This window comes from Selenomonas ruminantium subsp. ruminantium ATCC 12561 (assembly GCF_000424065.1).
Taxonomy (GTDB): domain Bacteria; phylum Bacillota; class Negativicutes; order Selenomonadales; family Selenomonadaceae; genus Selenomonas_A; species Selenomonas_A ruminantium.
In genome coordinates, this window is the sequence record NZ_AUJE01000007.1 from 17120 (window position 1) to 30471 (window position 13352).

Consider the following 13352-nt stretch of genomic DNA (forward strand, 5'->3'; position numbering starts at 1 on the left):
ATTAATAGCAGGAAATTAAATTCCCCTTGGCGAAATCATAGATTATAAAAATATGATTTAATGACGAGGGGAATTTTTATGTGGAATTGGCTTAGTGACTACAATTACGATTTCGCGTTGGCTACAATCCCTGTTCAACTAATTCTGATGATGGTTTATCTGGAGCGGCAGCAGCTGCCTACGCGGCAGAGCCGGAGTTTTTGGTTGGTCATGATTATGAATCTGGTCATGACGATTACCGATATTGCAGCCTGCGAACTCAACGAAGTATGGAAGGAATATCCGCTTTCGATATCCTATGGGTTGAATATTGCCTATTTCATTGCCTTCATCGCGCGTGGTTGGAGTCTGTTTGATTATGCATCCGAAGTCGTAGATGCCCCGAAAAAATGGGGACGCCGTTATATCTGGGGGATGGCACTGCCGGCAATTGCCGTATCCCTGTTGACAATCGTGACTCCTTGGGCAGGCACGATTTTTACCATGGACCCGGTGGCGGGGTATCATAATCTCGGCTGGTATAATGCCATATACTTCAGTACCTGGTTTTATATCCTTGCTTCTCTGGTCGTGCTCTTTTGTTTTCGCAAGGAGGTTTCCCTCAGGCTGCAGATAGGGCTTTTTTCCTGCAATCTGATTTTGGCCGTGGGAATTATTATGCGTCATTCCTTTATGAATACGCTCGTGACCAGTTTTTTCAGCCTGCTGGCGATTCTCATTATTTATCTGACTGCTCAGAATCCGGATTCCTTGCGGGACCGGATGGTGGATGTGTTCAATAAAGCGGCCTTTGCGGAAATGGTGTCGGAGCTGATTCTTTACGACAAGCCGTTTTCCTGCTTTGGGGTGGGGATTCGCAATTATGCGTCCTTTAAGACCTTTTACGGTGCCAGTACGATGTACAAAAGCCTGTTGGATGCAGGTAAATGGCTGAATGCTCATTTTACAGATTTTCATGTGTTTTATTTGGGCAATGGGCAGTTTGTGCTGCTCAATCATACGCTGGATTATAGTGATGTGCAGGGCATGGCCCAAAAAATCACCGAGCGGTTCCGTTATCCCTGGGTGGACAGCGGCGGGGTTCAAGTGCCTTTGGGAATAAATATGGTCTTTCTCTCCAGAAGCGTGCCGAAAAAGAATGAACGCTATGTGGAGGTCTGCCTGGAGGAAGCCTTTAACGAGGCACGCCGGCGCGATATGTCCACGGTGTACGCGGTGGATGAAGCGTTAGAGGCGCAGATCAAGCGTCAGGAAAAAATCCGCGCTGCCTTGGGGCGGGCTCTGCGGGACAATAGTCTGGAAATTCACATGCAGCCGCTATACTGTGTCTGGGAAGACCGCATAAGTGCCTTGGAAGTGCTGGCCCGTCTGCAGGATGGGGAACTTGGCTATATACCGCCGCAGGAGTTTATTCCTTTGGCGGAAAATGATGGCGATATCATGGAACTTGGACGGCAGATTTTTGCCAAGACCTGTCAGTTTATCAGCAATCATGACCTTGAAGCGTTGGGCATAGATTTTTTGACGGTCAATATTTCACCCGCTCAGTGTCTTAACTATAATCTCGGGGAGGAATTGGAGCGCATGGCTTCCCGTTACCATATTTCCATGAGTAAAATCCGCCTGGAGGTTACGGAATCGGCGACTGGGGATATGGAATCTCTGCTGGAGCAGATGGAGCGTTTGAAAAATTGCGGCGTAAGTTTTCTGCTCGACGATTTTGGTGCAGGCACGTCCAATATTACGCGGGTGATTCAGCTGCCCTTTGCGATGGTGAAAATTGATATGCAGCTGGTTTGGGCATATTTCCGCAGCAACAGCAATATGCTGCTGCACGTTATTCGCATGTTTCAGGAGGAACACATGGCCATCATCATCGAAGGCGTGGAGGATAAGCATATGGCGCAGCACTTGGCACAGATGGGCTGTGAATATGAACAGGGCTACTATTTTTCCCGGCCCTTGCCGGCGGATGAGTTGGTGGCCTATCTGGAAAAACACCGCGGATATGCCTGGCTTGAGTAAAAAAATTCCGCAAAGTCTTTACAGCGGGCAGAAGGCGTGCTATACTTTAATAGTTAATTTAAGTATTCTTATGTTAAAGAGTGGGTGCAAGCCCACTCTTTACTCTTATGTTTGAATGCAAAATCGGATAGGGAGGTGGATGTATGGCAGCGAAGAATATTGAAGAATCCGTGGAACTCATGGTGCAGGAGCTGTTGACCGGTCAGGATGTCATTGAACTGGTGGATGTGGAGTACGTTAAGGAATATACGGATTATTATCTGCGTGTCTACATCGATAAAGAAGGCGGCATTGATATTGAGGATTGCCAGGAGCTTAGCGAAAAGCTGGAGGTAATGCTGGATGAAAAGGATATAATTCCAGATGCCTATATTTTGGAAGTATCGTCGCCGGGCATTGACCGCGTACTCAGAAAGCCCCGGGATTTGGTACGGGAGCAGGGCAAGGCTGTGGATGTCACTCTCTATGCGCCAATGGATGGCAAAAAGAATCTTACGGGTGTATTGACCGGCTTTGATGGTGAGAAATTCACCTTGGATGATGAATTGACCATCGAACTCAGCAAGGCAGCGCAGATTCGTCTGCATATTGATTTTTAAGGCTGTTGCCTTTATATATTTGGGAGGAAAATAGTTTTGGCAAGAAAAACAACGCGTGCAAAGGATAATGGGCAGGAGTTTCTGGAAACCCTGCGGGAACTCAGCAGAGAGCGCAGCATTGACGAGGAAATCTTATTTGAGGCCATTGAGCAGGCCCTGATTACTGCTTACAAGCGGAACTTTGGTTCCGCCCAGAATGTTCGTGTTACCCTGTCCCGTGATACGGGGCATTACCATGTGTACGCCCTCAAGACGGTTGTCGAGGATACCGATGATGAAATCACGGAAATTTCCCTGGCTCAGGCGCGTACTATTCGTCCGGAATACGAAGTTGGCGATGTCATCGAAATCGAAGTGACGCCGGCTAACTTTGGTCGTGTGGCAGCCCAGACGGCTAAGCAGGTGGTTGTACAGCGCATTCGCGAAGCTGAACGCGGCATGATTTACGAAGAATTCCAGAGCCGTGAAAGCGATATCCTCACAGGCCTCGTACAGCGTGTGGAAAACCGCAATGTGTTCATCGACCTCGGCAAGACGGAAGCCGTGCTGACGCCGGCTGAACAGATTCCGACGGAAACTTACAGCCATGGCGACCGCATCAAGGCGTTCATTGTTGAAGTCAAGAAGACCAACAAGGGACCGCAGGTCGTGGTATCCCGTACTCATCCAGGCCTTTTGAAGCGCCTCTTTGAACTGGAAGTTCCGGAAATTCAGGAAGGCATCGTAGAAATCAAATCTGTAGCCCGTGAACCGGGCAACCGTTCCAAGATTGCCGTTTGGTCCAAGGACGAATCCGTGGACCCCGTTGGTTCCTGCGTTGGCTACCGCGGCATGCGCGTGCAGGCCATCGTTGACGAACTGGGCAGCGAAAAAATCGATATCGTGAAGTGGAGCGAAGACCCAGCGAAGTTCATCGCTAACGCCCTGAGCCCGTCCAAGGTTGTCTCCGTAGCCGTCAACGAAGCCGAAAAGGTTTCCCGCGTAGTCGTTCCCGACTATCAGCTGTCGCTGGCTATCGGCAAGGAAGGTCAGAATGCCCGTCTCGCCGCTAAGCTCACGGGTTGGAAAATCGACATCAAGAGCGAGAGCCAGGCTGCCGATGAGGAACTGGACGAAAACATGAACGTAGTCGAAGTGGAAAGCGATGAAGCTTTCACCGCAGAGGGTGAATAAGGTGAAAACCAAGAAGATACCCCAGCGCATGTGCCTGGGCTGTCAGGAAAGCCGCCCTAAACGGGAGCTTATCCGCATTGTGCGCAGTCCCGAAGGGGAGTTCTCCGTGGATACCACGGGGAAAAAGCCTGGCCGGGGCGCCTATATATGTCCGAAGCTGGAATGCTTTGCCGCTGCGCGCAAGAGCAAGGGCTTAGAGCGTTCCTTCAAGAGTCAGATTGATAAGTCTGTATATGAGCTTTTGGAGCAGCAGTTAAATGAGCTGCCCAAGGCTGAGGGCTGAATATGGCTAAACCTAAAGAGCAGCGCATCACAAACCTTTTGAGCATGGCACAGAAGGCTGGCCGCATTGTTTCCGGGGCATTTGCTGTGGAACAGGCCGTGAAGAAAAAGCAGGCTGTGCTTGTCCTGCTGGCTGGTGATGCCGCTGAAGAAAGCAAGAAAAATTTTATTACATTAGCAGATAAATTCGCGATTCCCTATGCCGATTGTCTCGACCGTGAGACATTGGGCGGATGTTTGGGCAAGGATTTCCGCGCTGTCGCCGCATTACTGGACGATGGCTTTGCGAAAAAACTTCGCCAGCTGATGGAGGAATCACTATGAAATAATTCGGGGGTGGATTAATGTCCAATATAAGAGTTTATGAATTGGCCAAAGAATTCAACAAGGAAACTAAAGAAGTTCTGGAAGTCCTGCAGAAAGGCGGTTTCCAGGTTAAAAATAATTTCAGCAGTGTCGGTGACGCTGAGCGTGAAGCACTGAAAAAGCATTACAACAAGGGCGCAGCTCCGGCTGCCAAGGCTGCTCCGGCGAAGGACAGCAAGCCCAAAGCTCAGCCGAAAGAAGTGAAAGAGGTTAAGGAAGTCAAAGAAGTGAAAGAAGCTCCCAAGGCAAAAACGGCAGATAAGAACGCAAGTCGCAGCCACGAAAAGCATGACAACGGCCAGCACAAGAATGGCAGCAATAATCACGGCAACGGTCAGAACCGCAATCATGAAGGCGGCAATCGCGGCGGTCATAATGAGCGCGCCAACAATGAACGGAATAACAACGAGCGCAACGACAGCCGTGGTGAACGCGGCAGCCGCAACGACAAGAACAATCGCGACCGCAACGACAAGAATGACCGCAACGACCGCCGTGGCGGCAAAAACAATGGCCGTAACGACCGGAATGACCGCAATGACCGGAATGGCCGTAATAATGACCGCCGTGGCGGCAAGGGCCGTAACAACAAGCGTGGCGGTCAGCAGCCGGCACCGAAAATGGAAATCGCCCGTCCGAAGCACATCAAGCTGCCGGAAATGATTGCCGTTAAGGACCTGGCTTCCAAGATGAGCTACACGGCTGCTGAAGTGGTGAAGAAGCTCTTTATGATGGGCGTAATGGCAACCATCAACCAGGAAATCGACTTCGATACGGCAGCTCTCGTGGCATCTGAATTCGGCGTAACCTGCGAAGAACTGCCGCCTGATGCAGACCCGACGGAAATCCCCGAAATCGAGGATGACCCGAAGAGCCTCAAGCTGCGCCCGCCTGTTGTTACCGTTATGGGCCACGTTGACCATGGTAAGACTTCGCTTTTGGACTGCATCCGCAATACCCATGTATCCGCTCACGAAGCCGGCGGTATTACCCAGCACATCGGTGCTTATCAGGTAAACTGCAAAGGCAAGAAGATTGTCTTCCTCGATACGCCGGGTCATGAAGCCTTCACGGCTATGCGTGCCCGCGGTGCTCAGATTACGGATATCGCGATCCTCGTGGTTGCTGCCGATGACGGCGTTATGCCTCAGACCGTCGAAGCCATCAACCATGCCAAGTCTGCTAACGTGCCCATCATCGTGGCGGTCAACAAGATTGATAAGCCGGGCGCAAATCCGGACCGCGTGAAGCAGGAACTCATGGAACACAACCTCGTTCCGGAAGAATACGGCGGCGACACCATCATGGTTCCCGTATCGGCTAAACAGCAGATTGGTATTGATGACCTTCTGGAAAACGTACTGCTCGTTGCCGAAGTCGAAGAACTCAAGGCTAACCCGAACCGTGATGCCCGCGGTGTAATCATCGAAGCCAAGCTCGACAAGGGCCGTGGTACGGTGGCAACGGTACTCGTACAGAACGGTACCCTGCGCATCGGTGATTCCGTGGTCTGCGGTACGACCTATGGTAAGGTTCGTGCTATGGTCGATGACCGTGGCAACAACGTCAAGAAGGCTGGCCCGTCCGTGCCGGTTGAGATTCTCGGTCTTAACGATGTACCGGCAGCCGGTGATATTCTGGCTGTGCTTGAAGAAAAACAGGCCCGTTCCATTGCGGAAGCCCGCGTAGAACGTCAGCGCACCAACCTCATCAAGAGCAAGAAGGTATCGCTCGATGACCTGTTCCATCAGATTCAGGAAGGCGAAATCAAAGACCTCAATATCGTGGTCAAGGCTGACGTACAGGGTTCTGTCGAAGCACTCTGCGGCTCGCTCCTCAAACTCAACAAGAACGATGAAGTTCGCGTCAGCGTGGTTCATTCCGGCGTAGGTGCCGTAAACGAATCCGATGTTATGCTGGCTTCGGCATCGAATGCCATCATCATCGCGTTCAACGTACGCCCGGATGCCAATGCGCGCCGCGTAGCCGATACGGAAGATGTGGATATCCGCACTTACCGCGTCATCTACGATGCCCTCAATGATGTCAAGGACGCAATGAGCGGCATGCTCAAGCCCAAGTACAAGGAAGTTGTACAGGGCCGCGTAGAAATCCGCCAGGTCATGAAGTTCTCCAAGGCGCTTGTTGCTGGTTCTTATGTCCTCGAAGGCAAGATTCACAACAACTCCAAGATTCGTATTATCCGTGACAACATCGAAGTGTTCGACGGGGAAATCGACTCCCTGCGCCGCTTCAAGGATGAGGTGAAGGAAGTAGCTGCCGGTTACGAATGCGGTATTTCCATCATCGATTATCGTGACTTCAAGGAAGGCGATATCATCGAAGCTTACACGATGGAAGAAATTGCCACGGATATCAACGAAGCCAACAAAGAGGCCGCCAGAAAGCGTCAGGCAGAAGCGGAAGCACGGGCTGCCAAAGAAAATGAGGAATAATGACTGAGATAGAAGTAGAAGGAGGTGCGTGACTGTGGGACAGCTGCGCGTGGAAAAAGTTCAGGAACTGATGAAACAGGAAATCAGCCAGATTATCCTGCGGGAATTAAAAGACCCCCGCATTGGCTTTGTGACCGTAACGTCTGTGGAATGCACGGGCGATTTGCGGGAGGCCAAGGTCTATGTGAGCCTGATGGGAAACGAAGCCCAGGTGAAGGCTTGCTGGTCGGGGCTTAACAGTAGCTTGGGCTTTATCCGCCGGGAAATCGGCAAGCGAATTCGCCTGCGGGTAACCCCGGAACTGAGCTTTGCGCTGGATAAGTCGCTGGATTACAGTGCGCATATCCAGGAACTGCTCTTAAAAATCAAGGCCGAAGATGAAGCGAAAGCAAAGGATTCGGCACCTGAGGAGTAAAACAAATGCAAATTTCATTGACGGAAACGGCAGCGGAACTCAACGCCCATGAACGCATTGTGCTTACTGCCCATGTGAACCCCGATGGCGATGCCATCGGCAGTTCCCTTGGCCTTATGCATGCACTCAAGGCTTTGGGCAAAGAGGTGCAGGTTTTCATCGATGATGATATCCCGGCAGCATTTTCTGTGCTGCCGGGATATGAGCTTATAGGGAAAGTGGAAGAAGGGCAAAACATCCCCGCAGACCTTCTGGTAGCGGTGGATGTGAGCCTTGACCGCATTGGCCGGGTAAAAGAGGCGGTTAGCGCTCCGACCCTCAATATCGACCACCATATCACAAATGATGGTCAGGCCGATAAGCTCTATCTCGATGGAACGGCGGCTGCTACTGCCGAAATCATTTACCAATTAATTGAAGAACTAGGCGTGAAATGCACGCAGGATATGGCGATGTGCCTGTATACGGGCCTGGCGATGGATACGGGATGGTTCCGTTTCTCGAATACCACGCCGAGAACCATGCAGACAGCAGCTTCTTTGCTGGCCTGTGGTGCGCAGCCTAATGTTATTTCCGAAGCGCTCGAACAGCGTCCTTTTTCGGAGGTACAGAGCCTGGCCTTTGCCCTGCAGAAGATTGAGCTTTTTGCTGGCGGCAAGGTGGCCGGCATTTGTCTGGACAATGCCGCCCTGCAGGAACATGAAGCCCCCGAAGGCCTTATTGGCATGGTGCGGGTCATTGAAGGCGTGGATATCGCTTTTACCCTGAAAGAAAAAGAACCGGGGCTTTGCCGCGTGAGCCTGCGTTCTAAGGGTATTGATGTGACGAAAATCGCCCTGCAGTTTGGCGGCGGCGGTCATGTGCGGGCGGCAGGCTGTTCGATTGAAAAGAACTGTGCTGAAGCCAGAAATGACCTTATCAAGGCCATTACGCAGGTATTGGAGGCTGAATCGTGACGGAGGTAAAGCCCGTAAGCGGCTTTCTCAATATCCTAAAACCGCCCGGCATGAGCTCCCATGATGTGGTGGGCTATGTGCGGCGGGTGCTCCATACGAAAAAAGTAGGGCATGCCGGCACGTTAGACCCTGCAGCGGCAGGTGTACTGCCTGTGGCTGTGGGCACAGCTACCCGACTTATCGAATATCTAGAACTGACGGATAAAACTTATCGGGCGGAAATCAAGCTCGGTATTGCCACTGACAGCGGTGACGATACGGGCAAGGTATTGACGAGTCAAACGGACTGGTCAGATTTTGACATGTCAACGCTTGAAAAGGTGCTGCAAAAGTTCACCGGTAAAATCCAGCAGACGCCGCCAGCCCATTCGGCAATAAAAATCAACGGCCAAAAGGCCTGCGATTTATTGCGGGCAGGTAAAGAGGTGAACGTTCCGTCCCGCGAAGTCACCATCTATCGGCTGGATTTACTGGCACACAGCCACGATATGCTGCTGATTGATTGCGATTGCAGCAAGGGAACGTATATCCGCAGCCTCTGTCAGGATATTGGCGCGGCTTTGGGTGTGCCTGCGACGATGGCCTTTTTGCTCAGACGGCGGGTGGGCGACTTTACGGTCGAAAATGCGCTGACCATGGAAGAACTGGCCGTAGCAGGCGCCAATGCCTTGCTGCCTGCGGATAAATACCTAAGCTCCATGCAGCGTTTTGATTTGAATCCCAAGCGGGAAAAGGCCTTCTGTAATGGCCTTTCCAGCACAGTGCGTAACTTTACGGCGCAGACGGAAAGCCTGCGGGTTTATGCGGACGGTTATTTCATCGGCGTAGGCCGTTACGATAAAGAAAGAGAAGAACTTTTGCCGGTGAAGGTAATAGGGCGGTGATAAAATCATGGAAGTATACAACAAACTGATTGATTTGACAAAAAAATATCCCCGCCTGACGGTAGCGCTCGGCATGTTTGATGGCGTGCATATCGGTCATCAGAGCATTATCCGCCGGGCTGTGGAACTGGCCAAAAAGATTGACGGCAAGTCCGTGGTCTTTACCTTCAGCAATCATCCCTTATCGGTGTTGGCTCCGCAGGCCATGCCGCTGCAGATTGGCAACAACATCCTGCGGGAAAAGCGGCTGGAGGAACTCGGCGTGGATATTTTGATTGCCATGCCTTTTACCAAAGAATTTGCCAGCCGCCGTCCTGAGGAATTTTTGGAAATCCTGCGCATGAATCTGGCGCCTTACTATGTGGTGACCGGCCCTAATTATACCTTTGGCTGCAAGGGCAAGGGAACGCAGCGCATGCTCCTGCGGGAAGGCAATGCGTATGGTTTTACGGCAGAAATCTGCCCGGCTGTCCTGCGTGACGGCCGGCCGGTAAGCTCTACCCGTGTCCGCAGTTTGCTCGCGGCGGGGGATTTGCATACGGCCAGCGACTTTCTGGGCTGTCCCTTTACCGTGATGGAACGGGTGATTCATGGGGACGAGCGCGGCAGGCTCCTGGGCTTTCCTACGGCTAACTTAGCCATCAGCGAGCAGCGGGTAATGCTGCCTAATGGCGTCTATGCGGTCGGGGTGAAGTTTCAGGGCCATAGTTATAATGGTGTAGCCAATATCGGCAATAATCCCACCTTCAAGGGTTGTAACCGCCGGATTGAAGTCAATATCGCAGAGTTCAAGGGTGACCTCTACGATAAACTCATTGCCGTAGAATTTATCGAAAAACTGCGGGATGAAGTGAAGTTTGACGGTGTTGAACAGCTCGTGAAGCAGATAAAAAAGGATAAGGAAAAAGCCAAACAGTTTTGGCGCTACTAAATTTATGACCTGTCAAATTTTTGACGGGTCATTTTTCATAGAAAAAAGGAATATTTTATGGAATAGGCGAATAAATGAAAGTGGGATACTTAAGTTCGATTTCTAAGATGGATAGGGGGATACTGCTCATGGCTGAGGAAAGACGAACATTTGCCGAACTGGATGACAGTACAAAGATTTTTTTAGAGCATATTTATGGTGCGCAGAAAGGTATGAACCGCCTGACTGCCAATACCATTCAGTATATACGGGAATTAAATAACCGTGAGGAAAGTTTCTTAGGGGCCAGGGCCAGTGTAAATATGTCAGGGGCCGTGCTGCAGACCCTGTATAAAATAAAGGGCAAAATTCTTCCCTTGAAATTTAATATGGCAGTCAATAAAATGATGGCTGCCGAGGAGGCTTTCCGGCTTAATTACTGTCCCCTGAAGAATCGTACGGTAGCTGTAGTCTTTACTGAGCGAAGGGAATTGCCATCGATTGTATTTCGCAATCTGGAAGATGTGCCGGAGGATGAATTGGATGGAACGCTGCGGAAGATTATGGAAACAGAAATGCGTCAGGAATTTGACCTGAAGCATGACCTGCTGATTCGTTTTGTGATACTCCGTACGGGGACGGATGAGTATGCCGTTATTGTAACTGCCGTACAGGCCGTATTGAATGACTTGAATATCCACAATCTTTTCCGCTTGGCGCAAGGGGAGAATGTACAGCCGGCTGCTCATAAAGACAATGGTTTTGTTCTGACGGAAAAGATGGCTGAACCGGTGATGAATTACTGGTCAAAAGTTTTGAACAATCTTCCGCCGCTGCCTAAAGTTCCCTATATGCGGAAAGGTGGGGAAAAAACGGATTCCCGTCAAAAGAGTTATGTCGTCAGGATTCCCTTGGACATTCAGTCCGATTTGCGTAAGCAGGCTAAGGATAATAAGATGATGTTGATGTCCATTTTGCATTCGGCATGGAGTTTTTTGCTGCAGCAGGAAAATGAGTGTCAGGATGTGGCGTATTGCCTGTTGGTGCCGCGTAACCAGGGAGATGGTGCTGAACCTAGTCTGGTGCCGATGCGTATGCAGATGGAAGGCAGTTCTACGGTTCAGGGGATTATCACGAAGGCATTTCAGCAATTTGTCATCTCCAAGTCTTATGCGGCTTTGGCCCGCAGGGATATTGCCGCTTTGGTTGGCAGCTGGGAAGATAACTTCGATCATTTCTTGAACTTTGTTGATTTTTTCCAGTCCGGGAAAAAATATGTAGAAGTCAGAGGGCAACTAGAAGGCAGCATAGTACTGCAAAATACAATGGATGTGCGCAATGTCCGTCTGGCTTTGCGCTTTAGCACGGATGAGGGACAGGTTTGGCTGAAGATTGTTTATAATGATAAACTCTTCACGGATAGTAATATCCGTATGCTGGCAAATCATTACCTGTTGGTATTGCAGCAGCTGCTGACCGATTGGAATCTGCCTTATGTGGAATTCCTGCCCCGTTTACAAAATCGTTGGGAAAAAGAGATTCATCAGATTCCGCCGGAGGATTCCCGCAAGGTATTGCAGCATTATATTTCCCGGCTGTCCCTCTTGCAGGAATGTGACAGAGGTCTTATTCAACTCTTCATGCGGGATGCAAAGCTGAGTACGCGTTTTGAAGGTGATCGTATTGCAGAAAAAGAAATTGAGGAAAATGCAGTCTTTTTGGTTAAAGGTAAGGTGGCACGCTGTTTGGAAACTGGTGATGGATGGTATAATGCGTTGGATATCCGGGTTGAAACCAGTTGGATCAATGAACTTGCCCTGCTGCCAGACCGAAAGTGCCACTTGTCGGCGGAAGTGCTTACCGAACAGGTTGTGCTGCTGACGGTTCCGCTGTCTGCGTTGCAGCGTTTAATCGAAAGCTCACCGCGGCTGGCGCAGAATATCATTCAGCATACGGTAAGGCAGCTGGAAAGCTATCAGAAACTTTGGATGCAGTCATAAATAAAAAAATTGCAGGAAAATGCGAAAAAAAAGCGAATAAATATTTTATGATGATAAATGAAAGGGGTTACCTGTTATGGAGATTAAAAAAGAACAAAATGGTTCGGTGTTGAAGCTTGCGTTGGTTGGCCGTCTGGATGCGGTTACGGCTCCCGAACTGGATAAAGTTGTGCAGAATGAACTGACCGGTGTTACGGATTTGACTTTTGATTTCAGTGAACTGGTCTATGTGGCATCTGCCGGCCTGCGTGTGCTGCTGCTGGCCCAGAAACGGATGAAGAAACAAGGTTCGATGAAGCTTACCCATGTCAACAGCGATGTAAAAGATGTATTGGAAATGACAGGCTTTATTGATTTCCTCACCATTGAAGAATAACAGGGATTGGGGGGCTTACATGAGAACCGCAAAAATCAAGGTAAACAGTCTCGGCTATGGCATGGAGAAGGCTTTGGACGAGGTGGAATCCTTCAGCTGCGGAATGGGCTTTGGCGAGCGCAGTGCCCGTCGTGCCCGTCTGTTGGCCGAAGAAACCATGAGCATGGTACGGGCTATTGTGGAGGATTTCTCCGCAGATTTTTGGATGGAAGGCTCGCCGGATGGCAACTGCGAATTGCACCTTTTGGCTGATGCCATGATGAATTATGAAAAAAAGCAGGAGCTTATTGATACTTCTTCCCAAAAGAGAAATGAAGCTTCTGTAGGTATCATGGGCAAGATAAAGGATTTCATTGAAGACAGCCTTTATAACATGAAAGATGGCGCAATGGTATCGACCGGTGATATGCATTGCATGAGCATGGGCGGTGTCGGGATGGCAGCGGATGCTTATATGTGGTCATTGCAGCAATATCGGTATGATGTGGAAAAGAAAGCCGATGAAGATACCGAAATGGAAGAGGCCTTAGATGAATTGGAAAAATCCATCGTGGCGAACATTGCCGATGATATACAGGTCTCGGTAGAGGGAAATCACATTGAAATGATTATCCGCAAGAAATTTAACACAACTGAATAATCGAATTAAAAAATGAATCATATTCAGTTTTATTCTTGACATTTTGGGAAAAATAGGATAAAATCGATTTATCGATAAAGCTGAATATGAACTCATCCAGAGCAGTGGAGGGATAGGCCCAATGAAGCTGCGGCAACCATCGCAATTGCGAAACGGTGCCAATTCCTTTAGGCGAAGCCTATAAGATGAGAGTGAAGATAAAAGGCTCTCATTTATGAGAGTCTTTTCCTTTTGCCCAATGGAAGACGAGACATTTCAGCAGCTTAATGC

At 49.9% G+C, this 13352-nt stretch carries 13 protein-coding genes and 1 riboswitch; all 13 genes read left to right on the forward strand.

From position 1 onward, the window contains the following. Positions 1-78 precede the first annotated feature (78 nt). Positions 79-2025 carry an EAL domain-containing protein gene (locus tag G598_RS0104815; protein ID WP_026765982.1) on the forward strand — a complete coding sequence of 649 codons (1947 nt, stop codon included), beginning with the start codon at positions 79-81 and terminating at the stop codon, positions 2023-2025. Between the two features lie 143 nt (positions 2026-2168). Further along, entirely contained in the window at positions 2169-2624 is a 456-nt protein-coding gene (locus G598_RS0104820) for a ribosome maturation factor RimP (protein WP_026765983.1), read from the forward strand. 36 nt (positions 2625-2660) lie between these two features. Further along, on the forward strand, positions 2661-3797 hold the full coding sequence (nusA, locus tag G598_RS0104825; RefSeq protein WP_026765984.1) for a transcription termination factor NusA: 1137 nt from the start codon (positions 2661-2663) through the stop codon (positions 3795-3797). A 1-nt stretch (position 3798) separates the two neighbouring features. Next, positions 3799-4080 carry an RNase P modulator RnpM gene (gene rnpM, locus G598_RS0104830; protein ID WP_026765985.1) on the forward strand — a complete coding sequence of 94 codons (282 nt, stop codon included), beginning with the start codon at positions 3799-3801 and terminating at the stop codon, positions 4078-4080. Positions 4081-4082: 2 nt separating this feature from the next. Next, the gene (locus G598_RS0104835) at positions 4083-4403 is read left to right on the forward strand and encodes a L7Ae/L30e/S12e/Gadd45 family ribosomal protein (RefSeq protein WP_026765986.1); all 321 of its coding nucleotides are present in this window, start codon (positions 4083-4085) and stop codon (positions 4401-4403) included. Positions 4404-4423: 20 nt separating this feature from the next. Next, positions 4424-6901: a translation initiation factor IF-2 gene (infB, locus tag G598_RS0104840; RefSeq protein WP_026765987.1), complete on the forward strand. Its 2478-nt coding sequence runs from the start codon at positions 4424-4426 to the stop codon at positions 6899-6901. Between the two features lie 34 nt (positions 6902-6935). Beyond that, a complete protein-coding gene (gene rbfA / locus G598_RS0104845; RefSeq protein ID WP_026765988.1) occupies positions 6936-7316 on the forward strand; it encodes a 30S ribosome-binding factor RbfA in 381 nt (126 codons plus the stop codon). 5 nt (positions 7317-7321) lie between these two features. Further along, positions 7322-8272, forward strand: a complete 951-nt coding sequence (locus G598_RS0104850) for a DHH family phosphoesterase (RefSeq protein WP_026765989.1) — start codon at positions 7322-7324, stop codon at positions 8270-8272. Next, positions 8269-9156 (forward strand): tRNA pseudouridine(55) synthase TruB, encoded by an 888-nt coding sequence (gene truB / locus G598_RS0104855; protein ID WP_026765990.1) that lies wholly within the window; start codon positions 8269-8271, stop codon positions 9154-9156. Before G598_RS0104850 ends, truB begins: the two co-directional genes overlap by 4 nt. Before the next feature lie 7 nt (positions 9157-9163). Continuing rightward, complete coding sequence (locus tag G598_RS0104860) at positions 9164-10087, forward strand: bifunctional riboflavin kinase/FAD synthetase (protein WP_026765991.1); 924 nt, start codon at positions 9164-9166, stop codon at positions 10085-10087. Between the two features lie 128 nt (positions 10088-10215). Continuing rightward, entirely contained in the window at positions 10216-12066 is a 1851-nt protein-coding gene (locus G598_RS0104865) for a condensation domain-containing protein (RefSeq protein WP_026765992.1), read from the forward strand. Between the two features lie 76 nt (positions 12067-12142). Further along, positions 12143-12442: an STAS domain-containing protein gene (locus G598_RS0104870; protein ID WP_026765993.1), complete on the forward strand. Its 300-nt coding sequence runs from the start codon at positions 12143-12145 to the stop codon at positions 12440-12442. A gap of 19 nt (positions 12443-12461) precedes the next feature. Continuing rightward, a complete protein-coding gene (locus tag G598_RS20025) occupies positions 12462-13082 on the forward strand; it encodes a hypothetical protein (protein ID WP_026765994.1) in 621 nt (206 codons plus the stop codon). 89 nt (positions 13083-13171) lie between these two features. Then, positions 13172-13274, forward strand: a riboswitch (SAM riboswitch). The last annotated feature ends 78 nt before the right edge of the window (positions 13275-13352 follow it).